General features: G+C 60.2%; 21 protein-coding genes. 12 read left to right on the forward strand and 9 right to left on the reverse strand.

Going from position 1 to position 24,917, the window contains the following annotated elements:
- Window positions 1-35: 35 nt before the first annotated feature.
- Together IEV53_RS05095 and IEV53_RS05100 are read left to right on the forward strand one after the other, a co-directional pair.
- Window positions 36-1,463, forward strand: coding sequence for an aldehyde dehydrogenase family protein (locus tag IEV53_RS05095; RefSeq protein WP_188425702.1), 1,428 nt, complete (start codon window positions 36-38; stop codon window positions 1,461-1,463).
- Between the two features lie 24 nt (window positions 1,464-1,487).
- Window positions 1,488-2,744 (forward strand): NAD(P)/FAD-dependent oxidoreductase, encoded by a 1,257-nt coding sequence (locus IEV53_RS05100; RefSeq protein WP_188425703.1) that lies wholly within the window; start codon window positions 1,488-1,490, stop codon window positions 2,742-2,744.
- Between the two features lie 167 nt (window positions 2,745-2,911).
- Here IEV53_RS05100 and IEV53_RS05105 read toward each other — a convergent pair whose 3' ends face one another.
- Window positions 2,912-3,298, reverse strand: a complete 387-nt coding sequence (locus tag IEV53_RS05105; RefSeq protein ID WP_188425704.1) for a winged helix-turn-helix transcriptional regulator — start codon at window positions 3,296-3,298, stop codon at window positions 2,912-2,914.
- A 100-nt stretch (window positions 3,299-3,398) separates the two neighbouring features.
- Between IEV53_RS05105 and IEV53_RS05110 the strand changes: the two genes are divergently transcribed.
- Window positions 3,399-4,433: a zinc-binding alcohol dehydrogenase family protein gene (locus IEV53_RS05110; RefSeq protein WP_188425705.1), complete on the forward strand. Its 1,035-nt coding sequence runs from the start codon at window positions 3,399-3,401 to the stop codon at window positions 4,431-4,433.
- A 257-nt stretch (window positions 4,434-4,690) separates the two neighbouring features.
- Complete coding sequence (locus IEV53_RS05115) at window positions 4,691-5,779, forward strand: L-dopachrome tautomerase-related protein (RefSeq protein ID WP_188425706.1); 1,089 nt, start codon at window positions 4,691-4,693, stop codon at window positions 5,777-5,779.
- 128 nt (window positions 5,780-5,907) lie between these two features.
- On the opposite strand, the gene IEV53_RS05120 is transcribed toward IEV53_RS05115, so the two are convergent.
- Together IEV53_RS05120 and IEV53_RS05125 are read right to left on the reverse strand one after the other, a co-directional pair.
- Window positions 5,908-7,233, reverse strand: a complete 1,326-nt coding sequence (locus IEV53_RS05120; RefSeq protein ID WP_188425707.1) for a UDP-glucose dehydrogenase family protein — start codon at window positions 7,231-7,233, stop codon at window positions 5,908-5,910.
- Between the two features lie 102 nt (window positions 7,234-7,335).
- Window positions 7,336-7,980 carry a hypothetical protein gene (locus IEV53_RS05125; protein WP_188425708.1) on the reverse strand — a complete coding sequence of 215 codons (645 nt, stop codon included), beginning with the start codon at window positions 7,978-7,980 and terminating at the stop codon, window positions 7,336-7,338.
- Window positions 7,981-8,400: 420 nt separating this feature from the next.
- Here IEV53_RS05125 and IEV53_RS05130 point away from each other — a divergent pair, with 420 nt between their 5' ends.
- Complete coding sequence (locus IEV53_RS05130) at window positions 8,401-9,639, forward strand: multidrug effflux MFS transporter (RefSeq protein WP_188425709.1); 1,239 nt, start codon at window positions 8,401-8,403, stop codon at window positions 9,637-9,639.
- Between the two features lie 275 nt (window positions 9,640-9,914).
- Here the strand turns inward: IEV53_RS05130 and aroE are convergent, their stop codons facing one another.
- From aroE to IEV53_RS05145, 3 genes are all read right to left on the reverse strand, one after another.
- Entirely contained in the window at window positions 9,915-10,772 is an 858-nt protein-coding gene (gene aroE / locus IEV53_RS05135) for a shikimate dehydrogenase (RefSeq protein ID WP_188425710.1), read from the reverse strand.
- Between the two features lie 205 nt (window positions 10,773-10,977).
- Window positions 10,978-11,985, reverse strand: coding sequence for a LacI family DNA-binding transcriptional regulator (locus tag IEV53_RS05140; RefSeq protein ID WP_188425711.1), 1,008 nt, complete (start codon window positions 11,983-11,985; stop codon window positions 10,978-10,980).
- A 58-nt stretch (window positions 11,986-12,043) separates the two neighbouring features.
- Window positions 12,044-12,577 (reverse strand): cupin domain-containing protein, encoded by a 534-nt coding sequence (locus tag IEV53_RS05145; RefSeq protein ID WP_188425712.1) that lies wholly within the window; start codon window positions 12,575-12,577, stop codon window positions 12,044-12,046.
- An 86-nt stretch (window positions 12,578-12,663) separates the two neighbouring features.
- Between IEV53_RS05145 and IEV53_RS05150 the strand changes: the two genes are divergently transcribed.
- A complete protein-coding gene (locus IEV53_RS05150) occupies window positions 12,664-13,485 on the forward strand; it encodes an alpha/beta hydrolase (RefSeq protein WP_188425713.1) in 822 nt (273 codons plus the stop codon).
- A 73-nt stretch (window positions 13,486-13,558) separates the two neighbouring features.
- Here the strand turns inward: IEV53_RS05150 and xylB are convergent, their stop codons facing one another.
- Window positions 13,559-15,013 (reverse strand): xylulokinase, encoded by a 1,455-nt coding sequence (gene xylB, locus IEV53_RS05155; protein ID WP_188425855.1) that lies wholly within the window; start codon window positions 15,011-15,013, stop codon window positions 13,559-13,561.
- A gap of 328 nt (window positions 15,014-15,341) precedes the next feature.
- Between xylB and odhB the strand changes: the two genes are divergently transcribed.
- Together odhB and lpdA are read left to right on the forward strand one after the other, a co-directional pair.
- Window positions 15,342-16,634 carry a 2-oxoglutarate dehydrogenase complex dihydrolipoyllysine-residue succinyltransferase gene (gene odhB / locus IEV53_RS05160; protein WP_188425714.1) on the forward strand — a complete coding sequence of 431 codons (1,293 nt, stop codon included), beginning with the start codon at window positions 15,342-15,344 and terminating at the stop codon, window positions 16,632-16,634.
- Window positions 16,635-16,650: 16 nt separating this feature from the next.
- Window positions 16,651-18,048, forward strand: a complete 1,398-nt coding sequence (gene lpdA / locus IEV53_RS05165) for a dihydrolipoyl dehydrogenase (RefSeq protein ID WP_188425715.1) — start codon at window positions 16,651-16,653, stop codon at window positions 18,046-18,048.
- 83 nt (window positions 18,049-18,131) lie between these two features.
- Here lpdA and ampC read toward each other — a convergent pair whose 3' ends face one another.
- Both ampC and IEV53_RS05175 read right to left on the reverse strand, forming a co-directional pair.
- Window positions 18,132-19,385 (reverse strand): class C beta-lactamase, encoded by a 1,254-nt coding sequence (ampC, locus tag IEV53_RS05170; protein WP_229719612.1) that lies wholly within the window; start codon window positions 19,383-19,385, stop codon window positions 18,132-18,134.
- Window positions 19,386-19,405: 20 nt separating this feature from the next.
- Window positions 19,406-22,309 (reverse strand): 2-oxoglutarate dehydrogenase E1 component, encoded by a 2,904-nt coding sequence (locus tag IEV53_RS05175; RefSeq protein WP_188425716.1) that lies wholly within the window; start codon window positions 22,307-22,309, stop codon window positions 19,406-19,408.
- A 273-nt stretch (window positions 22,310-22,582) separates the two neighbouring features.
- Between IEV53_RS05175 and IEV53_RS05180 the strand changes: the two genes are divergently transcribed.
- The 4 genes from IEV53_RS05180 (at window position 22,583) to IEV53_RS14895 (ending at window position 24,884) form a co-directional block, all read left to right on the forward strand.
- Window positions 22,583-22,894 (forward strand): hypothetical protein, encoded by a 312-nt coding sequence (locus IEV53_RS05180; protein WP_188425717.1) that lies wholly within the window; start codon window positions 22,583-22,585, stop codon window positions 22,892-22,894.
- Window positions 22,895-22,939: 45 nt separating this feature from the next.
- Complete coding sequence (locus tag IEV53_RS05185) at window positions 22,940-23,578, forward strand: 2OG-Fe(II) oxygenase family protein (RefSeq protein WP_188425718.1); 639 nt, start codon at window positions 22,940-22,942, stop codon at window positions 23,576-23,578.
- A gap of 30 nt (window positions 23,579-23,608) precedes the next feature.
- Window positions 23,609-24,634, forward strand: a complete 1,026-nt coding sequence (locus tag IEV53_RS05190) for an aspartate-semialdehyde dehydrogenase (RefSeq protein ID WP_188425719.1) — start codon at window positions 23,609-23,611, stop codon at window positions 24,632-24,634.
- Between the two features lie 127 nt (window positions 24,635-24,761).
- A complete protein-coding gene (locus IEV53_RS14895; protein ID WP_264784161.1) occupies window positions 24,762-24,884 on the forward strand; it encodes a hypothetical protein in 123 nt (40 codons plus the stop codon).
- The last annotated feature ends 33 nt before the right edge of the window (window positions 24,885-24,917 follow it).

Consider the following 24,917-nt stretch of genomic DNA (forward strand, 5'->3'; position numbering starts at 1 on the left):
TTCCCGCTTTTCCGCTCTCAGGATCACGCTCTCTCATGTCCCATGCTCTCGAATTCTATATCAATGGTCAGTGGATCAAGCCGCATGGCACGGCAAAGATCGACGTTATCAACCCGGCCAGTGAGCAGCCCTGCGCGCAGATTGCGTTGGGAGATGAGGTCGATGTCGAGCGCGCTGTCGCGGCCGCAAAAGCGGCTTTTCCTACCTGGTCAGTTTCGAGCCGCGAAGAGCGTCTGGCGGTGCTTGAGCGCATGCTCGCCATCTACAAGCGACGCAGCGAAGATATGGCTCAGGCCATTTCGCTCGAAATGGGGTCGCCCATTGCCCGGGCGCGCGACAGCCAGAGCTGGGCAGGGCTGGCGCATCTGGAAGAAATGATCGCGGTTCTGCGCAATTTCTCATTCGAGGGACCTGAGGGGGATGTCTATATCACCCGCGAGGCCGTAGGCGTCTGCGGGCTGATCACGCCCTGGAACTGGCCGATGAACCAGATCATGTGCAAGGTCGCCCCGGCATTGGCGGCAGGCTGCACCATGGTTCTCAAGCCCAGCGAGGTTGCGCCTCTGAGCGCACTGGTTTTCGCCGATATCCTGCATGAGGCGGGTGTTCCGGCAGGTGTCTTCAATATGGTCAATGGCGATGGTCCCGGCGTCGGCGCGACACTGGCGGCCCATCCCGATATCGCGATGATCTCGATCACCGGGTCGACAAGGGCGGGGGCTGCGGTCGCCAAGCTGGCTGCCGATACGGTCAAGCGCGTGCATCAGGAACTGGGAGGCAAATCGGCCAATATCATTCTGCCTGATGCCGATTTTACCGAAGCCGTCCAGCGTGGCGTGCGCGGCTGCCTGAGCAATTCCGGTCAGTCCTGTGATGCGCCTACCCGCATGCTTGTGCCCCGCGCCCGCATGGAAGATGCGATGGCTCTCGCCGCACAGACCGTCGCCACCCTGCGTCTGGGTAACCCTGCGGATGAAGAGACCCAGCTCGGACCGGTCGTGAGCGAGGTGCAATATGGTCGTATCCAGGCGCTCATCACCAAGGGGATTGAAGAGGGGGCGACGCTTGTTGTGGGCGGCGCAGGCAAACCCAAGGAGCTTGAGACCGGCTATTATGTTCAGCCGACGGTCTTCGGCCATGTCACGACCGACATGACCATCGCCCGCGAAGAGATTTTCGGGCCCGTGCTGTCGATCATTGCGTATGACGATGAAGAGGACGCCATCCGCATAGCCAATGATACGCCTTATGGTCTCGCTGCCTATGTGCAGTCAGGCGATCTCGCTCATGCGCGCAAGGTGGCGCGGCGTCTGCGCGCAGGCAACGTGAACATCAACGGTGCTGACTGGACGGTAGCCGCGCCTTTTGGCGGTTTCGGTCAGTCAGGCAATGGCCGTGAATGCTCGAAATGGGGATTGCATGATTTCCTCGAAATACGGGCCCTGATCGGTTACGGCGGCTGAAGCGCAGCGCGCAGGGGAGATCGCATGAATCCCAGTCTCTACGCACGCAAGGAGGCCTCTCTAGGGCTTGTTTCTCTGACCGGGGAGGCGAGGGCGCAGATCGTTGTTATCGGTGCCGGTCTGACAGGGCTTTCTGCGGCACTCCATCTGTCAGAGGCCGGGCACGATGTGGTCGTTCTCGATGCGCAAGAGCCAGGCTGGGGGGCATCAGGCCGCAACGGGGGCCAGATCAACCCTGGCCTCAAGACGACGCCAGAACAGGTTTTGCGTGATTTCGGCCCAGAGCGTGGGGCGGTTCTGGCACAGCGGGCCTGGGCCGCGCCGGATCTCGTTTTCGACCTTGTCGCCCGGCACGATATCGCCTGTGACGCCCTGCGCAGCGGGACGATCCGGGCGGCGACGGCCGAAGGCCAGATGGCGCCGCTCGAGACGCTTGCCCGGCAATGTGTGGCGATTGGCAACCCGGCCGAAATTCTGACGAAAGGGGCCATCACGGCGCGTAGCGGCACCAGCCTCTATCATGGGGGTATGCTGGATCGTCGTGGTGGCCAGCTCGACCCGCTTGCCTATACGCGCGGTCTGGCGCGCGCTGCCATGAAAGCCGGGGCGCGGCTGCATGACCGGTCGGCCGTCACGTCGCTCAGGCGCTCAGGGGAGGGATGGCGTGTCATCACGTCCAACGGCTCAGTGCGCGCGCAACAGGTCATCCTCGCCACAAATGCGTATTCCGGCCCTTTGCTCGATACGTTGCGCCGCTCGATCGTGCCGGTCTACAGCGCCATCGTCGCCAGCGCGCCGCTGCCATTATCGCTGCGCGAAAGAATTTTGCCGCAACGTGAATCACTTTATGAGCTTGGCGAAATCACCACCTATTATCGTGTCGATGCCGAAGGTCGCCTGCTGATGGGCGGGCGCTCTGCGTCGCGCGATCTCGAAGGAGCAAAGGCCTTTCCCTATCTCATGGCCCGCGCGCGACGACTCTGGCCCGAGCTTCAGAAACTGGAATGGGAGACCGGATGGAACGGGCAGCTGGCTCTGACCCTCGATCATTACCCTCATTTGCACCGACCCGAGCCGGGGCTGCTGGCCTGTCTGGGCTATAATGGCCGTGGCGTGGCCATGGCCACGCTCATGGGTCAGAACCTTGCCGAGATGGTACAGGGCGGGGCTGTGCTTTTTCCCGAGCGGCCGATCAAGCCTATTCCGCTGCATTTCGCTTGGAAAGCGGGCGTCGTTGCGGGGATCATGAAAGGCCGCATCAAGGATCGTCTCGGTTTCTGATGGCAGTTCAGACCCGGTAAAGCTGGCCGAGTGTCTGATCTGCGAAGGCTGGCTCTGCGCGGGAAGTGGAGCGTGCAGAGAGGCTGACGGATGCCCTTCGGGGCAAGCCCGAGTATGTCCGAAAACCCCTCGATCGCAGGTGCGCCCGAGAGGCGTTCTGCTTGCGGTCAGCCGTGTTGACCTTGTGTCCCCAGAGCAGGTGATTTCTTCTTTTCAGCGCCGAATGTCGTGTGCTCATCCCCCCAGCGCTTGAGCGCCATTACGACCGGCTCAAGGGTTCTGCCGAAATCGGTAAGGCTGTATTCTACCTTCGGGGGGATTTGAGGGTAGATTTCCCGATGGATGAACCCGTCTTCCTCGAGTTCGCGAAGCTGCATCGTCAGCATGCGTTGTGTCACGTTGGGCAGGATCTTGCGCAAAGCGTTGAAGCGCATCGTGCCATGAAACAGATGGTACAGGATCACGCCTTTCCATTTTCCATCAATCAGTTCGAGCGTGGCCTCGACGGCGCAGCCGGGGCTGCAATCGAGGCTCTTGTGACGGATACGGGGCATGACGGTATCATTTCCGATACTATGGACAGAATATGTGCGTTCTTGCGCGAAACAATCATAAGGTCCCATCTCTGCGTCATTCAACCATGGAGCAGAAGACATGCGGGCCATCGGCTATAAAACTCCCGGAGCAATCGACGATACCAGCGCCCTGAGCGATATCGATCTGCCCATTCCCGTTCCAACCGGGCGCGACCTTCTCGTGGAAATCCGGGCCGTTTCGGTCAATCCGGTGGATGCGAAAATCCGTGCCAGCGCGACCCCGGAGCCGGGTCAGTGGCGCGTGCTGGGGTGGGACGCAGCCGGCATCGTGAAAGCGACAGGACCGGACGTGCAGGATTTCGCTGTCGGTGATTCCGTTTTCTATGCTGGCGCCTTGCAGCGGCCCGGCACCAATGCCGAGTTCCATCTGGTGGATGAGCGGCTTGTCGGTCGCAAACCCGAAGCGCTGGACTGGGCTCAGGCTGCGGCCCTTCCGCTGACCGCCCTGACCGCCTGGGAAATGCTGTTCGATCGGCTGGAGATTACCCGCCCTGTGCCGGGAACGCAGCCTGCCGTGCTGATTATTGGCGGCGCGGGTGGTGTCGGGTCGATTGCTATCCAGCTTGTGCGTGCGCTGACGGATGTGACCGTCATCGCGACTGCGTCACGTCCTGAAACCCGGGAATGGGTGAAGGAACTCGGCGCGCATCATGTGATCGATCATCGTCAGGATCTGGCATCGCAAGTGGCAGCCCTGCCAACGGGCGCACCGGGTTTTGTGTTCTCCACCACCCAGACCGCCGAGCATATGGCCGACATCGTCGCACTTCTGGCGCCACAGGGGCGTTTCGGCCTCATAGACGACCCCGCCACGCTCGATGCTGCGCCTCTGAAGCGCAAGAGCCTCTCACTGCACTGGGAGTTCATGTTCACTCGTTCGATGTTTGCGACGGCAGACATGGCACGACAGGGACATATTCTGAACGAGGTAGCGGCTCTTATCGATGGCGGGCGCCTGCGTACGACGCTTGGGGCGCATTTCGGACCCATCACGGCGGCCAATCTGCGTCGCGCCCATGCCCTGATCGAAAGCGGCAAGGCGCGTGGCAAGGTGGTTCTCGAGGGATTTGACCCAGCGTCCGAGGCTGAATGAAGCCTGACGTTCACCCGTCCTGTCGCCGCCGAGATATGTCTGGCGATGGCGGCGCCGGGGTGTCGGGATGGTCGCGCTGGATCGGAGTCCGCGCGGTCCATCCCTATTTCAGCCCGTTTTACGTCAACCCCAACGCTGGTCTCTCCTGTTAACGCTTCACCTGACGACGGCAGGAACAAGACAGGCGCATTTTCCGGGAAGGATCAGATCACATGAAGAGAGTTGGGGCTTATTTTCATCACTCGTCAGGTCGACGCATGTCCGTCGCAGCGATTGCTCTGAGCCTTCTGTTAGGCTTTGGTCCTGCATTCTCGATTTCAGGTAGGGCAGAGGCCACCTCGCTCCGTGTCGAAACGTCCGGCACGACGCTCGACTGGAACGCGGTCGCCCATGCGGGTGGACGGATCTTCGTGAGCGGCCCGCGCTGGACCGGATTTTCCGGGCCTTCCGTCGCTGTCCTGGAGCCTGGAAACAGACTCCGCCCCTTCCCCGATCAGGCATGGAATGGCTGGAAACCCGGTCTTGATGCGAGACGGTATTTCGTCAACGTCAATGCCTTGCATGTCGACGGTGAGGGGCAGTTATGGGTTGTCGATACAGGCACGCCGCGCTTTGGCGGCCCTGCCGTTGCGGGCGGCGCAAAGCTGGTGCGCCTTGACACCAGAACGGGCAAAATTATCCGGGTCTATCCGCTGGGCGAAAATGTCGCTCCGGTGGGGAGCTACATCGACGATATCCGCTTCAATGGCGCACATGCCTATCTGACCGATGCCGGTACTGGCGCGTTGCTGGTGCTCGATATCGCCAGCGGGGCGTGTCGTCGCGTGCTGGCTGGCCATCCTGCGGTCATGGCGCGGGCAGACCGTCCTGTCGTCATGGGGGGTAGGATCCTGCGCGACGACAAAGGCCAGCCGCTGCGGATCAATGTCGATCCTCTCGAAGTCAGTCCGGACGGCAAGACGCTTTATTTTGGCCCGCTGGAAGGGCCATGGTCGCAGGTGCCGACAGCAGCTCTCGATGATGCAGCATTACCGCCAGACAAACTGGCCGCGCAGGTAACCCCATGGGCCGATCTGCCCCCGATAGGAGGCAGCACGATGGATCGCGCAGGCAGACTTTATTTCACCGCCCTGAAGGATGACACCGTCTATCGGCGTGAGGCTGATGGTCGGATCGTGGCCCTTCTCCACGACCCTCGGCTGCATTGGGCCGATGCGCCCATACTCACCGGGGACGGGCGGCTCTGGCTGCCTGTGGCTCAGCTCGACAGATTGCCGCAGTTCAACAAAGGGAAATCGAAGACCCTGCTTCCGTTCCAACTGGTCTCGATGCAGCCAGCTCCATGATAGAGCAAGTCGCGTCTGCCCCGGTTTCGCCTCAGGGCCTTTATCTGCTGCGCCGAGCACTGGCCTGAACACCGCATGTACGGTGTTCAGGGCGGTCGTTACCGACGTGCGAGCTGTCGCGTTTCAGCTCAGGGGCGACCGATCGAGCGATAGGTAAAGCCCGCAGCCCTCAGGGTCGTCGGGTCCCAAATATTGCGGAAATCAGCAATCACGGCACCACGCATCGCGGCTTTCAGCTTGGACGGGGCAATGGCGCGGAACTCGTTCCATTCCGTCAGCACGACCAGCGCGTCGGCGCCGGTAGCGGCTTCCTGCGCCGAGTTGGCATAGATCACGCTCTCGGGCAGGAGCGGGCGGGCGGGCTTCATGCCTTCAGGATCGAAAGCCTGGATGGTGGCCCCTTCCTCGATCAGGCGCTGGATCAGAGGGAGTGACGATGCCTCGCGCATGTCATCGGTGTCGGGTTTGAACGTCAGCCCCAGAATGGCAATGGTCTTGCCCTTGACCGTGCCTTCGCACAGGGCGATCACGCGCTCGGCCATGGCAGCCTTGCGGGCTTCGTTGATCGCAACCGTTGCCTCGACCAGAAGCGAGGGGCTGCCTGCATCGCGGGCGATGGCTGTCAGGGCGCGTGTGTCCTTGGGGAAGCATGAGCCGCCATAACCAGGCCCGGCATGGAGAAACTTGCGCCCGATGCGCTGATCGAGCCCCATGCCTCGCGCGACATCATGAATATTGCCGCCCACTTTCTCGCACAGATCGGCCATTTCATTGATGAAGGTGACCTTCATGGCGAGAAAGGCATTGGCGGCATATTTGGTGAGTTCTGCGGTCTCGAGCCCCGTCATGACGATGGGCGTCTCGATAAGATAGAGCGGGCGATAAAGCTGGTGCATCAGGGCGCGGGCATTGGCACCGCCATCGGTGGCCGTATCGTCGATGCCGATGATCACGCGATCGGGCCGCATGAAATCGCCGATGGCATTTCCCTCGCGCAGGAATTCCGGGTTGGAGGCCACGCTGAAGGACAGGTCAGGACGCTCTTCACGCAGGATGCGGGCCACTTCGCGTCCGGTGCCGACAGGCACGGTCGATTTGGTGACAACCAGCAGACCCTTGCGGGCATGGCGGGCAATCTGCCGTGTCGCTTCGTACACATAGGTCAGATCGGCATGGCCATCGCCACGGCGCGTCGGCGTGCCGACCGCGATGAACACGGCATCGACCGTGTCGATGGCGCTGTCGAGCGCATCGGTAAAGCTCAGGCGACCAGCCGCAACATTGGCCGAGACGATCTTGTCGAGACCGGGTTCATAGATGGGAATGGCACCAGCCCTGAGTGCGGCCAGCTTGTCCTGATCCGCTTCGACAATCACGACCTCGGTGCCGAATTCCGCAAAGCAGGCGCCGGAAACCAGTCCGACATAACCGCCGCCAATCATCGCTATGCGCATGTGATCTCTTATCCTGTGCGAACTCTCTTTGTGCAGGGCGTAGCCCAAACCGGGCACGGGATAAAGCGTGCGGGAGCGAAAGCGGATAGCGGTCTGTCAGGCTTACGGCGCAGATTCAGGGCCTGACCCTGGCTGTTTAGGGAAATGCGAGACATCGAACATGAGGAAATCATAGCCGGTGTGCCGGTCGATCATCAGACTGACAAGGCCTGATGGTGCGTCGGGTGAGGGTAGGAACTCGAAGCTCTTGATCCTTCTGGCTCCGGAGATGATGAGCGGAATGCGCCGCATGGTCGGATCGTGGGGCCTGATGGAGACAATTTCGTGGTCGGTCTCTCGATCGAGGCAGATATCGGCTGTTGTCGAGATGTCGCGGCAACGCCTGTTCTCACCATGATCGTCGTGTGCGGGGTTAAACGGTCTGCCGGTCCCTTTGAGGGCTAATCCCTGCGGAGTGAGTTTAAAGAGCTCGCGGTAACGCGTCATGAAAAGACCCGCATTGAACCAGATGATATCGGGAACGCAGGTGTTGAAATCGAGATGAAATACAGGGTGTAGTGCCGCCGCCTTGAGCGTGCTTTTCTGGCCCGGATACTCGTTGGTTTTTTCACTGGTCAGTCGGGTGCCTGACATAACCTCCTGAGGATTGACGCAGTCTGGCAAAGGACTGGCCTGTATCCGGGCTGGCATTATAAAAATTGCGATTATTATTGAAAAAATAAACGCTAATTTTATTTTATAATTCATATTCTTCTCTTATGATTATTTTACAAAACCATGATAAATTATATTGTATTTTTATATTTTTCTGCGTTGTGGTGCGATCAATTTCGAGCTGGCCATCCGTAGTGTCTCTACCTACCTGTGATCCTGTGCGGCGACGTTCCCTGATACGCAAGACAAACGGTGACGAGGCACGACATGCCTGGCCGTGAGGTGAGGCTGCCACACAAACCCGTTACAGCCTGGGCGCAGGCAAGGTCAGTGCGAAAACGCCGGTTGCCTTTCGGGCAGGGGAGGAGGAGAAGGGATTTCTATGTCTGACAGACACGACTCCCCCTGAGAAACCGGGCCTTGCCCTCTTTCGGGTGATGACCAGCGCGTACCATGCGCGTTCGGCATGTTTTCGTGTCTCGACGGCCAAGACTGATTGGACCCGGTTTTCCCGTGCTGACCTCATCGCCTCATCCCGCCATACGCTTTTCAACCGGGCAGATCATTCTGCTCGGGCTCGTCAGTACGATCGGTCCGATCTCGACCGATATGTATCTGCCAGCCTTCCCCCAGCTCGAGCGCGATCTGGGTCAGGGGCCCGGCTCGGCACAGCTCACACTTGCTGCGTGGTTCATCGGGCTTGCCATCGGGCAGTTCTGCCTGGGGCCGCTTTCCGACCGCTTCGGGCGACACAAGCCCATGGTGGCCGGGCTTGCCATCTATGTTCTGGCAACCATCGCTCTGGCGACGACCGGCTCCTACTGGTCATTCTGCCTGTTGCGTCTGGTTGCGGCTCTTGGTGGCGCCATTACCAGCGTGATTCCCCGTGCCATCGTGCGCGACGTCGCCACGGGGCATGAAGCGGTGAAGCTCATGTCGCAACTGACCCTTGTTTTTGGCGTGGGGCCCATTCTGGCGCCAACACTGGGCAGTATCTTTCTGGCTTTTGGAAGCTGGCGCCTGATTTTCTGGGCTGGAGCTGTCGCGGCCGCGTTGCTTGCGGTGTTGTGGCTGGTGGTCATGCCAGAGACCCTGCCGGAAGAACGACGCTATGCCCTGCCGCCTATCGAAATTCTGCGTCGCTACCTCAGTCTGGTGCGTGAGCCGGTCTTCATGTCGTCGGCCACGCTGTCGAGCTTCAGCACTTTCGTGATGTTCGCCTATCTCTCCAACGCGCCGCTTCTGTTCGAGCATCTGCTGGGCTTCACGCCACGGGCCTTTGCCATCTTTTTTGGCATCAATGCGGGCGGATTCATTCTGGCGACACAGATCAATGGGCGTCTGTCGCATCGCTTCAAATTTACTTCGGTCATGCAGGGCGGCCTCGTGGCCTGCCTTGTTTCGGGGCTGGTCCTGCTGGCAGTCAGTGCGAGCCATGTCGTGGGGCAGAATGACCCTTGGCCGCTTTGCGCCCTGATCATCACCACCACCTTCACGCTCGGTTTCATCGGCCCCAATGCCAATGTTCTGGCATTGACGCATCATGGCCATCAGGCGGGGGCAGCCTCGGCCCTGCTTGGCACGATGGCATTCGCCATTGGCGGGTCGAGCGGTATTTTGATGGCGGCCCTCCCGCCCGGGAAACTGAGTTCGACCGCCTTCGGTATGCTGGCTGGCATTCTGGGTACGGTTCTGTGCAATTTCTGGCGTCGTGCGGCGGAAAAACGCCAGATGCCCCAGCGCGATCTGTGAACGTCTGTCACTCGCGGAGCTGATTGGCTGCGTCGGGCAGTGGCCTTGTTTCGGGTGTTGAGCCATCCCGGATGCGTGGAGAGAAGCGCCACCTGAGGACAGGGCTCCGATGCCTTGCGTTTAAAGCTCATGCCATGGGGCAGCGCTTCGAACGTGGAATGAGGGCGCCCGGAAAAGCCGTATCGCCCACCTACTGTTTCTGAAAAAATGTGGTCACCGATGAGAGGGGCAAAAAATACCGCCCCTCACGGCACTGGTCTGCTTCCGAAAAAGGCTCAGTCCTGCACGCCGAAGATATCGGCCAGCGTTTTTTCCATGACCTCAGGATCGAGCTTGGCGCCTACGACCAGTTCAGCACCGATTATTCCCTGATTGACCAGCATGCCGAGACCATCGAGCGTCCTGCAGCCCTGCTTTCTGGCCTCGCGCAGAAATCTGGTCATGGGCGGGTTGGGAATGACATCGGCCACGATGGCCGCATGACCCAGCGAGCCGGTATCGACGGGGGGCAGCGCATCAGCATCGCCCAGGCCGATCGAGGTCGCGTTGATAAGCACATCGATACCTTCGGGGATGCTTAGCCCCTCAGGCCAGCCCTGAGCCTCGGCCTGGCATTCGGTATGTTTCGCCAGAAGTTCGGCAATGGCCTGCGCCTTCTCGATGCTGCGATTGGCAATGGTGATATGGCGCGCACCGGCAAGAGCCAGTTCGACGGCGATGGCGCGCGCGGCCCCACCGGCCCCGAGGAGGAAAATGGTTTTTCCTTTCGGGTCGGCCAGCTTGCGCAGCGAAGCAAGAAAGCCTTTCCCGTCTGTGTTGTTGCCGGTCAGCTTGCCATCACGGATCTGCACGCAATTGACCGCGCCAATGATTTTGGCCGATTCCGCAAGCTCGTCGAGATGGTCGATGACGGCAATCTTGTGAGGGATGGAGCAGTTGAACCCGGCCCATTCCATGGCCTTTGCCCCGGCAATCGCTGCGGCGAGATTATCGGGCTTCACATCGCAATTGATATAGCGGGCATCGATGCCAGCCTTGGCATAGCCTGCCTCCATCATGGCGACTGTCGGGTTTTTGGCACAGGGCGTTGAGAAAGAGCCGGTCAGGATGGAGCGGAAGGAACGGTCTGTCATGCGGGGCCTCCTGGGCAGAGCGGGGCAAGGTCAGAATATTGCATAGCTATGCAATAAAGCGGGCAGAGGAGCAATGGTTGCGTCAGGCAATCAGGAGGGCAGACTGAAAAGCCCCTTCAGGCGCCCGCATATCGGGCCTGCAAGGCGCTGTATTCACGCATCACGGCATGTTGCTGCGGTGAGGTCGGCTCGCATGTCCCGCCAGTCAGACGGGTTTTTCCGTGCTGCGCCGAAGCACCAGAGTCGCGTCGATGACGCTGGTTTCGGAAAGGCGCTCCTCCGGGCTTGCCAGAGATCGGGTCAGGATATCGAGAGCCGCAGCCACCAAGGCATCGGGACGCTGGTCGAAACTGCTCAGCTGATAGCCGTGCCAGGCCGATTGCGGGATATTGTCATAGCCGATCACCATGATGTCCTCGGGACAGGAAAAACCTGTGCGATCGCGCAAGGCGTCGAGTGCGCCACATCCCATCAGATCATTGCTGCAGAACAATCCGTCAGGTCGATGGCCGTCGGCGAGCGCTGTCGTGATCGCATCGAACCCGCTCTGATAGCTGTCATCGCCGCCCAGCATCGTCACTTCCATGCCAGATTCAGCGCAGCCTTCAAGAAAACCCGCTTTTCTTGCCTGAGAGGCCGCATTGCGGTCGGGGCCGCCCAGCCAGAAGGGTTGTCTGACCTGTTTTTCGGCCATCATGTGCGCCACGCGGCGCCCGGATTCCCTGTTATTCGAGCGCACTGACGAGACGCCCGGTCCTGTCAGGGGGGAGTTGAACGCAATGACAGGTATGGCAAGCGCCGAGAGAGCGGCAGCCGTTTTTTCCGACCCTATGGCGAGTGCCGTGACAAGGGCATCCACGCGATATCCGGCAAGCTGGTCAATAGCGGCGTCGAGGGTGACGGTGTCGATGACCTGCACCAGCAGAACCTGAAACCCGGCGTCGCGAATACCCGACGAAAGCTGTTCAAGAGCCGAGCCGTAAAGCGGATTGCGCAACCCGCCCACGATAATGCCGATCATACCCGAGCGCCCCGTCAGCATAATCGAAGGGATGCGGTTGGGGCGGTAATTCAGCGTTTCCGCTGCCCGGAACACCCGTTCCTTGGTGGCGGGCGCAATGCTGGCCGTTGAGGAAAAAGCCCTCGAAACGGCCGATTGCGAAACGCCTGCAAGGCGGGCAACATCGATGGAAGTGACTATACGCTTGGTCATGGCGTCATGATGCCACGAATGATCATGGTCAGGCGATCACAGCCTTGCGGTCGGGCGTTCAGTGATAGCGGCAGGGCTTGTTGATTTCCGGCGGGTTGGCCGACTGGATGACAAGCAGTGTCACCTCGTCATCGCCGACATTCCCGGCATCGTGGCCCTTCTTGCCCTTGTATGGGCCATCGGCCATGGGGTGCACATCCTGATCCTCACCAAAGAGGATATCGCCCGGGCCCATTTCGACGCGTGTGCCATCCATGGCGCGCACCCACCAGCGCCCCTTGAGCGGAATGATCCATTGCGGCTTCGGGTCAGGGTGCCAAGCGCCGTTCCAGTGCCTGGGCTGGACTGTCATCATGAGCGTCGCTGTCTGGGGCGCCATAGGATTCTGCCATTGCGGCCCGGCTGGCGGCGACATGCTCTTGAGAAAGAAATTCGAGACCGGACAGCGCGCTATATGGCTCACACCGTTCTCGTCGGTCCATAGATGCTGATAGCTGCGCAGCGGTTTTTCCGGTGGCTTTTCAGCAGCTTGCGTCAGAGCGGCTGCCGCAAGAAAGGCGAGCAGAAGCGGGAGAGGCCATAAATATTTCATTGATCTGACTCTCGACAATCGGGTTTCGGAAGGTCACATCCTTTTGACTACGCCTCTGCCCGAAAATCGTTCCGAGAGCTTCAGTCTTGATCAGATATTCCGCGATCTTCCTTGCCTGCCTTGTCGCCGTCTATCTGCTCGTGGCGGGGTTTCTGTATATCCGGCAGGATAGTCTGGTCTTTCCGGCTGACTCAGCCCCTCTCGACGATCCCGCAGCGCTCATTCCCGGTGCGCGTATGGTGACGTTACACAGTTCTGACGGACTCAATCTCAAGGCCTATTATCGGCCGCCTGCTGTCGGCGCCCCGATCCTGCTTTATCTGCATGGCAATGCCGGATCGATCACGTCACGCGCGCGCCGTTTTGCACTTCTGGCGCAGGGAGAGACAGGATTGCTGGCGGTCGAATATCGTGGCTATGGGGGCAATCCGGGGTCACCGAGTGAAGCGGGTCTCGTGCTTGATGCGGCGGCTGGCATGAATTTTCTGCGCAATCAGGGCATCGCACCAAACCAGATTATTCTCTACGGCGAGTCACTTGGCACGAATGTCGCGTTGCGAACCGCGCTCGACTACCCGGCAGCGGGACTTGTGCTCGATGCGCCCTATACCAGCATCGCCGATGTGGCCTCGTCGCGTTACCCCTATATGCCGGTCCATCTGCTGCTGAGAAACCAGTTCGACACGCTCAGTCGGGTCGCGGGTCTGAAAATGCCGCTTCTTGTCATGCGCACCCTGCGCGATGGCACAGTGCCGCCAGCGCAGAGCCTCGCCGTTTTCAATGCGGCGCCAGAGCCGAAACAGATATGGACGACGCAACAGGGGGCGCATTCAACCCTGATCGAAAATGGCGGTCTGGCTGTCGTGCAACGCTTCGTGCAGAAAGTCAGCCCGACCGAACTGCACTGAGCATGGTCGTTGAGGGGAGCCACCCCCTCTGCATCCTTCCCTGAGGGAAATCGTAGCGGTTTCTCTCTCTGGCTTACGGAATAGTTTTCAGCGCCGGGTAAAGCGCCCGATAGCGTGCATAGGCCTGACGATAGGGGCCGCTCAGGCGGTCATCCGGAGCAATGGAGGCCACACGCTCTGGCGGCAGGCACACAGCGCTGACATCTTCGCCAGTAACGGCGATGCGCGCCAGACGGGCTGCACCGAAGGCGCCTCCCTGCTCGCCATTGGCGAGGCGATGAAGGGTGACACCCAGCACGCTGGCAAGGATAGCCGTCCAGAGCGGGCTGCGTGAGCCGCCGCCGATTACATCGGCCTCGGTAATGACCGTGCCGGACTCGGCGAGGCCTTCGAGCGCATCGCGAAAGGAGAATGCAACGCCTTCCAATACGGCCTGGGTCATCTCGGCGCGTGTCGTGTCCTGAGTGAGGCCGACGAATCCGCCCCGCACCGAGCCGTCATTATGGGGTGTGCGCTCCCCCGAGAGATAGGGCGCAAACAGAACGGGTGAGGGGGCCTCAGGGGCTTCTGGCAATTCGGCAAGCAGGGCTTTCTCATCCATGCCCGTCACGCGCGACCACCAGGCAAGAGAAGCCGCAGCAGACAAGGTGACACCCATCTGGTGCCATTGATTGGGCACGGCATGACAGAAGGAATGAATGGCGTGATTGCCGCCGGGGTGAAAGGAGTCGGTGGTGACCCAGACAACACCCGAAGTGCCAAGGGACAGAAACGCATCGCCCGTGTGAATGGCACCGAGTCCCACAGCACCAGCCGCATTATCGCCAGCGCCCCCGGCAAAGACGGGGGCTTCCTTCATGCCCCAGCGCGTGGTGAGTTCGGCATTCAGCGTGCCAGCTGCGTCAGTGCCCTCGCAGAGCGCCGGCATGGCGGCAAGGCGCAGATTGGAAGCTTCGAGCGCCGCGTCAGACCAGAGCCTGCGACCGGTATCGAGCCAGAGCGAGCCAGATGCATCCGACATGTCGTCAATCAGCGCGCCTGTCAGGCGAAAGCGCAGCCATGCCTTTGGAAGCACGACATGCGTGACCTTGGCAAAGACTTCAGGCTCGTGTCTGGCAACCCACAGCACCTTGGGCGCAGTAAAACCGGGCATGGCGATATTGCCGGTGATCTGGCGGCAGAGCGGAAAGCGATGTTCGAAAAGCGAGCATTCCGTTTCTGCCCGCGTGTCGTTCCAGAGCAGACAGGGGCGTAGTACGGCGCCGTCTTCACCTAGCAGAACAGCGCCATGCTGCTGGCCCGACAGACCAATGCCCCGCACAGCAGCGAGCGCTTCGGGGTGGCTGTCGCGCAGGGCATCCAGAGCCCGCAGGGTCGCTTCATACCAGTCATTCGGGTTCTGCTCGCTCCAGCCCGGATGCGGGCGGCTGACGCTCAGCTTTTCGGTATGAGCGGCGATGACCTGCTGGTTCTGATCGACCAGAACCGCCTTGATACCCGAAGTGCCGAGATCGATACCGAGATACATGGGGACAGGTCTTTCATGATGGTGGCGTGCGGGATCGCCCGGCAGAACAAAAGAGGCGCTTTCGCAAGGGGGCAGAGGCAGGCCCAGCATATGAGGCGCTCTCCGGTCAGATGAAAGACCCCGTCATCAGACGATGTCGCGTCACAATCGGGTGAAATATCGGGCCGCCCGGCAGGAGATCCCGGGCAAACCCTGACAAATCATCCCCATGATCCCCATTCTCTGGGTTTGGCGCGCGTGGTGCGTGGAGTAGGCACGCGGACTGTTCCTGTCTATGGTCGTTCGAGATGCTGCGCGACAGAAGTCCTAACGGGCAAAGGGAGAGATGATGTCGGTCGAGATTAGGGTGCCGGTTCTCGGTGAAAGTGTCACCTCGGCAACGATAACCCGATGGCTCAAGCAACCCGGGCAGGCGGTAGCCGCCGACGAACCTGTCGTCGAGCTGGAAACCGACAAGATCAGCGTTGAAGTGCCTGCGCCACAGGCTGGTGTTCTGGGCAATGATCTGATGGCCTCCGGTGCGGAAGTGGCCGTTGGCAGCGTTCTTGGTACGCTCGATCCCAATGGAAAGGCCAGTGCCCCCTCAGCGGGTTCGCAGGCTCCGGCTGCACAGACGCCAGCCAAGGCAGCCCCTGCTGCCGCCCCGCAGGCGCCTCAGCCTGCGCGTGATCCGATGCCTGCAGCCGCACGACTGATGGCCGAAGAGCAGATCGCGCCGGGAAGCATTGCCGAAGGAACCGGGCTGGATGGACGCGTCACCAAGGGCGACGTGATTGCCCGTATGGAGCAGCCCCGCCCGGCAGAGCCGGTGCAGCCCCAGGCTTCTGCTCCCGCCGCCGCCTCTGCGGCACCGGCTCCCGCAGCGCCGTCTCCGGCGGTTGCGAATGCGCTGGCCGCGCTGCTTGGCAAGAACGAGCAGGATAGTCGCGAGCAGCGCGTGCCCATGACGCGCCTGCGCCAGACGATCGCCAGACGCCTGAAGGATGCGCAGAACACGGCTGCCATCCTGACCACGTTCAACGAAGTCGATATGAGCGCGGCCAAGGCCCTGCGCGCCGAGTATCGTGAGGTGTTCGAGAAGAAGCACGGCGTGAAGCTGGGCTTCATGTCGATTTTTGCACGCGCCTGCATCAAGGCGCTGCAAGAATTTCCGGCTATCAACTCGACGATCGACGGGGATGACATCATCTATCGTCGCTTCGTCAATCTCGGCATCGCGGTCGGGAGCGAACGCGGTCTGGTGGTGCCGGTGCTGCACGATGCCGACCAGATGAGCTTCGCCGAGCTGGAACGTCATATCAATGATTACGGCTCGCGCGCCCGCGCAGGTACGCTCAAGCTTGACGAGCTGTCGCGTGGTACGTTCTCGATCACCAATGGTGGCGTGTTTGGATCGCTGCTGTCGACGCCGATCCTAAACCCGCCGCAATCGGCCATTCTGGGCATGCATGCCATTCAGGACCGCCCGGTTGCGGTCGATGGTCAGGTCGTGATCCGCCCGATGATGTATGTCGCGCTGTCCTATGATCATCGCATGGTCGATGGGCGCGAGGCGGTGAGCTTCCTCGTGCGCGTCAAGCAATATGTGGAAGATCCCCGTCGCCTGCTTCTTGATGTCTGAACGGAAAGAGACCGCCATGTCGGAGAGTTTTGAATTCGATCTGGCCGTCATCGGCGCTGGCCCTGGCGGTTATGTCTGTGCGCTCAAGGCAGCGCAGCGCGGTCTGAAGGTGCTGTGTGTCGACCGGCGCGAAACCCCCGGCGGCACCTGCCTCAATGTGGGCTGCATCCCCTCGAAGGCATTGCTGCACAGTTCGGAGCGCCTGCACGAGGCCGAGACCGAATTCGCCGCCCTAGGCATCGACGGTGTGACGCCCACACTCAATCTGGGCCAGATGATGGCGCGCAAGGAGCGCGTTGTCGGCGATACGGTCAAGGGGATCGGATTTCTCTTTCGCAAGAACAATGTGACCTTCAAGGTCGGCGAAGCGACGCTGACCGGTCCGCACAGCCTGTCGATCAGCGGCGAGACCGTGACCGCCAAATCGATTGTCATCGCTACGGGCAGTGCCCCCGCGGCCCTGCCAGGCGTTGCCTTTGATGAAAAGCGCGTTGTCTCGTCCACCGGGGCCCTGTCGCTTGAGTCGGTGCCCAAGCGTCTTGCCGTGATTGGCGCCGGTGTCATCGGTCTCGAACTGGGCAGCGTCTGGAAGCGTCTGGGCAGTGAGGTGACGATCATCGAATATGGCGACCACATTGCCCCCGGTTTTGATCGTGGTCTCGGTCGTCAGTTCCAGCGTGCTCTTGAAAAACTCGGCCTCAAATTCCGTCTTTCCACTCGGGTGACCAAAATTGCCATCGAGGGCAGTGCGCTCGATCTGACCCTGCAGAAAGTGGGGCAGGAAGCGACCGAGGCGCTTGAAGCCGATGTCGTGCTCGTCTCCATCGGTCGTAAGCCCTATACGCAGGGGCTCGATCTGGGGACGGTCGGTATCGACACTGATGAGGTCGGACGAATTCCTGTCGATGCCCATTTCCGCACCTCATGCCCCAGCATCTATGCCATTGGTGACGTGATTGCCGGACCGATGCTGGCGCATAAGGCAGAGGAAGAAGGAATCGCCCTGGCCGAACATCTCGCAGGGCGCGTGGGTCATGTGCCTTATGATGCCATTCCCTCGGTCATCTATACCCAGCCCGAATTCGCCATGGTTGGCCGCACGGAAGAGCAGCTCAAGCAGGATGGCGTTGCCTACAAGACCGGCAGCTTCCCTTTCATGGCCAGTGCGCGCGCACGCGCTATTGCGGCTACTGATGGTGGCGTGAAAGTGCTGACCGACGCCAAGACCGACCGTATTCTGGGTGTGCATATTCTGGGCGCCTGTGCGGGCGAACTGATTGCCGAGGCCACATTAGCCATGACCTTCAAGGCCAGTGCAGAAGACGTGGCTCTGGCCTGCCATGCCCATCCCACGTTGTCTGAAGCCCTCAAGGAAGCTGCCCTAGGTGCCTACGACAAGCCGCTTCATCTCTGAGAGCGGCAAGACCTGCCCCGTCTGTGACGGGGTAGGTTGAAGGCGATCCCCCGGCGATGCCTGATGTCTCGGCCGACCGGGTTTTACTCTGCCTTCGTCGGGGCCATGAGGGCGTTCAGAAGCCTGTAGGTCGCTTCGACACGGGCTTCATTCGGGGTGTTCCTGTTGGCCAGCATGACAACACCGATTTTCTGACTCGGGATCATTGCGACATAGCCGCCAAAACCGTCGGTTGAGCCGGTCTTGTTGAAAATGACATCCTGATCGTCAGGCTGATGCGGTTCGACGGCCGTGACCGGATGCGGTTTCATGATGAAATCATAGCCATTGCCGAGCAGCATCGGTTGCAGAGGCGTCGGCCAGGGATAATGCTCCCAGATCATGTCCTGGGTGAAGAATTCTGTCTTGTAGCGTCCCTGCTGCGTCATCTTTACTGCGCGCCGCAAGTCGTCCGGGGGATGGCCGAGACCGAGTTCGATATCCAGCATTCTCAGCATGTCGCTGGGTGTCGATTTGACGCCATAAGCCTCAGCTGCCAGCACGCCGGGATGGACCCGTTCGGGGGCATCGGTCTTTTTGTCATAGCCGTAGGCGTAGTTTTTCATCTCGCTGGCCGGTACCTCGATCCAGCTATGTCTGAGCCCAAAAGCAGGGAAGAGGATTGTCTGAACGGCTGTTGTGTAGGTCATTCCCAGTGACCGGGCGGAGATATAGCCCAGCAGGCCGATACTGATATTCGAATAACTCCGCGCACCCGGTTGCGGTGGATGCCAGACGGTGAGCCACTCTGTCAGTCCTCTGACATCGGTGATTGTGTCCGGCACCTGCAGGGGAAGGCCCCCGGAATGGTGGGTCGCCAGATCAAGAAGCGTGAGATCATGACCGATACGGCAATGATCGTCGCACAGGTGATGCGCAACTGTATCACTCAGGCGCATCTTGCCGCGTTCGACAGCAAGAGCGGCGAGGGTGACGTTGAAGATCTTGCTCATCGAGCCCAGCTCAAAGAGCGTATTTGGCGTGACAGGGCGATGATCTGCCCGCGAGGCGAGCCCCACAGCGTAAAAATGATGAACGCCATTCTGGGTTACGCCAACCACAAGACCTGGTACGTCATAGCGGCTGACCAGCGGCGCAAAGGCAGCCTTGATCTTGTTCTCAACATCATCAGCCTGTGCAGGCGCCGTAAGGGCCAAACCACAACCGACCAATAGCGACCACAGGAAAGAGTGCCTGCGCTGAACCATGAGTTTCTCCCATTTTCGGATGGTCTCATGATGCAGGCTTATGATGGCGGAAAAACGTCTGGTCTGCGCACGTATGGGGCGGGGCCTCATGACGCCCCGCCGGAGTAGTCTCAGCCCAGAGCTTCCTGAACGAGCGCGGCCTGTTCTGCGATGTGCTCGCTGGCAAGGCCTGTTGCGGGCGAGGCCGAAGCCTTGCGTCCGACATAGATCGGCCGTGGCTGGGCATGAGAGCAACGTTCGGCCGAGTTCTCGATGCGACGATCGACAAAGGCCCAGGCGCCGCCATTCTGCGACTCTTCCTGACACCAGACGATCTTCGCATTCGGATAGCGGGCGAGTTGCTGTGACAGCACGTCGCGCGGGAAGGGGTAGAGCTGTTCGAGGCGCAGGATCGCCACGTCCTTGCGATCCATCTCGCGTCTTGCCGCGCGCAGATCGTAATAGACCTTACCCGAGCAGAGAACGACACGCTTGATTTCCGCATCCGGCAGCAGGGCATCGGTCTCAGGGAGAATGGTGCGGAAACGCGTTTCCGGCCCGAAATCGACCAGATCCGATACGGCCTCCTTGTGACGCAGAAGCGATTTCGGCGTCATGATGATCAGCGGCTTGCGGCACTCACGCGCGATCTGGCGGCGCAGGGCATGGAAGTAGTTTGCAGGCGTGGTGATATTGCATACGCGCAGGTTATTCTCGGCGCAGAGCTGCAGATAGCGCTCAAGCCGCGCCGAGGAATGCTCGGGACCCTGACCCTCATAGCCATGGGGCAGAAGCATCACGAGGCCGGAGGTGCGCAGCCACTTGGTTTCACCCGACGCGATGAACTGGTCGATAATGACCTGTGCGCCATTGGCGAAATCGCCGAATTGCGCTTCCCACAGAACGAGGGAGTTCGGGGCGGCAAGGGTGTAGCCATATTCGAAACCCAGCACGCCGAATTCGGAGAGCAGGGAGTTATAGACCTCGATCTTTGCCTGACCGTCAGCGATATTATTGAGCGGCACATAGTCGCTCTGGTTGAGTTGATCGACCAGAACAGCGTGACGCTGGCTGAATGTGCCACGCTGGCAATCCTCGCCCGACAGACGCACCGGATGATGCTGGAGCAGCAGTGAACCGAAAGCGAGGGCTTCACCAAGAGCCCAGTCAATCCCTGAGCCAGTCTCGATTGCCTGACCGCGTGCCTGAATGACCCGACGCAGGCGCGGATGAAGGGCAAAGTCTTCAGGAATACGAGTCAGGGCTGCGCCAACGCGCTGCAGACCTGAAATGCTGATCCCGGTAACAGGCTGCTCGCGCAGAGGCTCATCGGAAAGTCGCGACGGGTCCTGATTGCATTCCAGCCAGTCTTCGCGGCTTGGTTCATAGGATTTGGCCGCTTCGAACTGGTTCTGCAGATGGTCCTGAAAAGACTGGAACTGGTCGTCTGCCGTCTCGGCATCGATGATCTTTTCGCGGGCCAGACGCTTGGCATAAAGTGCGCGCGTGGTCGGGCGGGCCGCAATGGCCTTGTACATCGTAGGCTGCGTGAAGGCAGGTTCGTCAGCTTCGTTATGGCCGTGACGGCGATAGCAGACCAGATCGAGCACGACATCGGCAGCAAATTCGCGACGATAATCCGCAGCCAGGCGCGCGCAATAGGCGGCGGCTTCGGGTTCGTCGCCATTTACATGCAGAATGGGGGCATGAACGGCCTTGGCAATATCTGTGCAATAGAAGCCCGAATGCGCATGGGCCGAGATGGTGGTGAAGCCGATCTGGTTGTTGGTCACCACGTGAATGGTGCCCCCTGTGCGATAGCCGATGAGCTGCGACATCGCCATGGTTTCGTAGACGATGCCCTGACCCGCAAAGGCAGCATCGCCATGGATCAGCAGGCCGAGATGACGGTAGCGGTTTTCGAGCCCGACACAGCCTTCTGAATCCTGGATGGCGCGCACCCGCCCGACCACGACCGGGTCGACCGCTTCGAGATGCGAGGGGTTCGGCAGAAGGGTGACGCGCACCTTCTCATTCGAGACATGAAGCGTGGCAGCCGTGCCGAGATGATATTTGACGTCGCCCGAACCCTGCACATCGGTCGGCTTGAAAGACGCGCCTGCGAATTCGGAGAAAATGGCCGCAAACGGCTTTTGCACCACATTGGCCATGACGTTCAGACGGCCGCGATGGGCCATGCCGACCGAAACGCTGCGCGTGCCGTGGCGCACCGACTGCTCAATGATGGCGTGAAGCGCCGGAATGGTGACTTCACTGCCCTCGAGGCCGAAGCGCTTGGTACCGGTGAAGCGTTTCTGGCAGAAGCTCTCGAAGCCTTCGGCTTCGGTCAGCTGGTTCAGGATGATCTTCTTCTCTGCAGAAGAGAAGGTGCGGCGCCAGTCATCGCCTTCAAGGCGATGCTGGAGCCACAGACGCTGCGCCGCGTCCTGAATATGCATGTATTCCACGCCGATCGGGCCGCAATAGGTCTGACGCAGGGCAGCCAGCAGCTCGTTGATCGTCGCGCTGGCCCGTTCGGGCAGAAGCGAGCTGACCATCTGGCCGAGATAGATCGGGCGGTCACGGTCATTGGGACCAAAGCCATAAGTCGCCGGGTCTAGTTCGGTATAGGATTTGGGTACCTGAAGCCCGAGCGGGTCGAGGCGTGATTCAAGATGACCGCGCACGCGATAGGCGCGCACCAGCTGAATGGCACGAACGCTGTCATCGACGCTCGAAAGCAGATCGGTCGCCGAGAACTCGGTGTTCGGTTTGGGGGCCATCTGACCCTGCGAACGGGAGTCGAGCAGGGATGCATGCTCACCCCAGGCAGGACGATCGGCGCCCGGATGGACGGCTGGCTTTTCCGTGGCCCCCGTCAGGGCAGCGAGGCTCTCGGCGTCGAGTGCCTTGAACAGGTCGGCGAAGGACGGATCGACGCTTCTCGGATCTGCGCTCCACTTTGCATGAAGGTCGGCCAGATAGACTGTGTTGGCCCCGTTCAACGCGCTTGGTAATGAACCGATCTCACCCATGCTCGCAGCCCTCCCCGGCTGTTTTTCGCAGATCTGCATAGCGTCTCAAAATGGCACTCTCATGGCGCAAAAAACCATGGAACTCTTGCCCAACAGCAACAAGCATAAAACTTTTCCGAACGAAATCAGTTCACAATCGCACGTTCTGAAGATGGGACCAGAAAGAGTCGAAACTTTCAATGACAGATCCCGTCTATAGACTCCGCACCAGAGTGCGCTGAGGGTCTAACTGATCATCGCGTGTTCCGATATTGCAGTTTGGAGGGGTCTGTCATGCGTCGCATGCCCATACTGGCGGCAGTCACGTTTTCGCTACTGGTCACGGCATCCGGCGTAGCCTTGGCAGGCGCAGAGCATCCTGTCGAGCAATCGGGGCGCCGTCTGGATTTTGACAGCCGGGCAGCACTGAGATGCTCGACGTCGCCGCATCTCGTGCGCACAGCCTATGTGCCGGGGCAGGACCATCAGGAAAAACCGGTTTCCCTGCGTGCCTGCTTTACCGATACCGACCGCATCGGGGCTGGCTACACCCAGTTCGTGCGTAACAGTGCCGTGCGTCATCCGCATCATCGCATGAAGGGCTAAGAAGCGTCTTGTCTGCGGGCGGCGGCAGGAATAGGCTCGCCTTCCATGTCACAGATCGCTCTTCAATACGAAGCCCTTGAACGGACCCCGATCAGCGAGGCACCGTTCAGACATGTGGTCGTCCCCAACTTCGTACGCGAAGAGGACCTCCAGACACTCATCAATCTGATGCCGGAGATGCGCTCTGGCGGGTCCTTCCCGCCAGAGGGGCTCAAGCTGCATCCGACGGTCAAGGCGCTGACAAAGGAGCTTCAGGGCCCGCGCCTCAAGAAGATCGTGGCCGAGAAATTCGGTCTCGATATCGAAAGCGCCCCGAGCATGCTGACCCTGCGTGGTCGCACGCGTGAGAAGGATGGGCGTATCCACCGTGACTCAGAGGCCAAGCTGGTCACGATCCTGCTGTATCTGAACCCGGAAAGCGCTGCCTGGTCGGCTCAGGAAGGGTGCCTGCGTCTGCTCAACGGGCCGGACAACCTTGAGGATTACGATGTCGAGGTGAAGCCTGCCCATGGCACGCTGCTGATCTTCCCCAATGGTCCCAAAACCTGGCATGGACACAGGCAATATGTTGGCCCGCGTTACACTATTCAGCTGAATTACATGGCCACGAATAACAAGGCACGCTATGAACTGCGCCGTCATCGCCTGTCAGCGCTGTTCAAGCGTCTGTCTTTCGCGCGGTGACCGTCGAATTCTGACTGAGGTAATGTGATAATGGGATACCGCGTTGCGGTCGTTGGTGCGACCGGTGCTGTAGGTCGTGAACTCCTGCGCATTCTTGCCGAAAGAGATTTTCCTGTATCCGAGGTCGCGGCACTCGCCTCGGCCCGTTCCACGGGTCAGGATGTGTCCTTTGGCGACAAGAAGGTCCTGAAAATCCAGAACCTTGAGAGCTTCGACTTCACAGGCTGGGATATCGCGCTTTTCTCTCCCGGCGCCTCGATCTCTGCCGTTCACGCCCCGCGTGCCGCTGCGGCGGGATGCATCGTGATCGACAACACCTCGCATTTCCGCATGGATCCGGATGTGCCGCTGGTGGTGCCGGAAGTGAATGCCAATGCGCTGAAAAAGATGAAGCGCAACATCATTGCCAACCCGAACTGCTCGACCGCGCAGATGGTGGTGGCTCTCAAGCCGCTGCATGATCTGTTCACGATCAAGCGTATCGTTGTCTCGACCTATCAGGCCGTTTCCGGCGCGGGCAAGGACGGGATGGATGAGCTGTTTGCCCAGTGCAAGGGCAGCTTTGTGGGCGATCCGCCGACCATCGCCCAGTTCACCAAGCAGATCGCCTTCAACGTCATTCCGCATATCGACAGCTTCATGCAGGATGGCTCCACCAAGGAAGAGTGGAAGATGGCGGTCGAGACACGCAAGATTCTCGACCCCGATATCAAGGTGGCAGCGACCTGCGTGCGCGTGCCGGTCTTCATCGGGCATTCCGAAGCCATCAATATCGAATGCGAAGAGCCTGTCGATCTGGCACGTGCGCGCGAGGCGCTGCGTGAGGCGGATGGCGTTATCCTGCGCGATGAGCGCGATGATGGCGGTTACGTCACGCCGATCGAATGCGTCGGCGAGGATGCGACCTATGTATCCCGCCTGCGGATTGATGACACGGTGGAGAACGGACTCGCGCTGTGGTGCGTCTCTGACAATCTGCGCAAGGGGGCGGCCCTCAACGCCGTTCAGATCGCCGAAGCGCTGATCGCGCTCGATCTGATCAAGCAGAAGGGCTGATTCAGCCCCAAACCATTACATTTTTGTCATTCATGTAAGTTTGGCATTGCGCGCACAACGCGTGATGCCAAACTCTCCTCAAGGGTGGATGCGGGGTTGTGCCGCAATGGCCTGAACGGAGATGACAATGCCCGTTATCGACACGATCGCCGCCGGCCTGTTTGCCCTCGTCGCTCTTGGCGCCCTGCGCCTTGCTCCCACGCCGAAACTGGTTCCGGTGCGCATCAAACGGAAACCGAACTCGCGCTGAGCTGTTTTTGTCTCTCTGCACTTTGATGATTTG

The sequence above is a fragment of the Asaia siamensis genome, assembly GCF_014635085.1.
GTDB lineage: Bacteria > Pseudomonadota > Alphaproteobacteria > Acetobacterales > Acetobacteraceae > Asaia > Asaia siamensis.

Coding starts and splice junctions, on each gene's coding strand:
- IEV53_RS05095 (WP_188425702.1), top strand. CDS start 36: ATGTCCCATGCTCTCGAATTCTATATCAATGGTCAGTGGATCAAGCCG.
- IEV53_RS05100 (WP_188425703.1), top strand. CDS start 1,488: ATGAATCCCAGTCTCTACGCACGCAAGGAGGCCTCTCTAGGGCTTGTT.
- IEV53_RS05105 (WP_188425704.1), bottom strand. CDS start 3,298: ATGCCCCGTATCCGTCACAAGAGCCTCGATTGCAGCCCCGGCTGCGCC.
- IEV53_RS05110 (WP_188425705.1), top strand. CDS start 3,399: ATGCGGGCCATCGGCTATAAAACTCCCGGAGCAATCGACGATACCAGC.
- IEV53_RS05115 (WP_188425706.1), top strand. CDS start 4,691: ATGTCCGTCGCAGCGATTGCTCTGAGCCTTCTGTTAGGCTTTGGTCCT.
- IEV53_RS05120 (WP_188425707.1), bottom strand. CDS start 7,233: ATGCGCATAGCGATGATTGGCGGCGGTTATGTCGGACTGGTTTCCGGC.
- IEV53_RS05125 (WP_188425708.1), bottom strand. CDS start 7,980: ATGAATTATAAAATAAAATTAGCGTTTATTTTTTCAATAATAATCGCA.
- aroE (WP_188425710.1), bottom strand. CDS start 10,772: ATGACAGACCGTTCCTTCCGCTCCATCCTGACCGGCTCTTTCTCAACG.
- IEV53_RS05140 (WP_188425711.1), bottom strand. CDS start 11,985: ATGACCAAGCGTATAGTCACTTCCATCGATGTTGCCCGCCTTGCAGGC.
- IEV53_RS05145 (WP_188425712.1), bottom strand. CDS start 12,577: ATGAAATATTTATGGCCTCTCCCGCTTCTGCTCGCCTTTCTTGCGGCA.
- xylB (WP_188425855.1), bottom strand. CDS start 15,013: ATGTATCTCGGTATCGATCTCGGCACTTCGGGTATCAAGGCGGTTCTG.
- odhB (WP_188425714.1), top strand. CDS start 15,342: ATGTCGGTCGAGATTAGGGTGCCGGTTCTCGGTGAAAGTGTCACCTCG.
- lpdA (WP_188425715.1), top strand. CDS start 16,651: ATGTCGGAGAGTTTTGAATTCGATCTGGCCGTCATCGGCGCTGGCCCT.
- ampC (WP_229719612.1), bottom strand. CDS start 19,385: ATGAGGCCCCGCCCCATACGTGCGCAGACCAGACGTTTTTCCGCCATC.
- IEV53_RS05175 (WP_188425716.1), bottom strand. CDS start 22,309: ATGGGTGAGATCGGTTCATTACCAAGCGCGTTGAACGGGGCCAACACA.
- IEV53_RS05180 (WP_188425717.1), top strand. CDS start 22,583: ATGCGTCGCATGCCCATACTGGCGGCAGTCACGTTTTCGCTACTGGTC.
- IEV53_RS05185 (WP_188425718.1), top strand. CDS start 22,940: ATGTCACAGATCGCTCTTCAATACGAAGCCCTTGAACGGACCCCGATC.
- IEV53_RS05190 (WP_188425719.1), top strand. CDS start 23,609: ATGGGATACCGCGTTGCGGTCGTTGGTGCGACCGGTGCTGTAGGTCGT.
- IEV53_RS14895 (WP_264784161.1), top strand. CDS start 24,762: ATGCCCGTTATCGACACGATCGCCGCCGGCCTGTTTGCCCTCGTCGCT.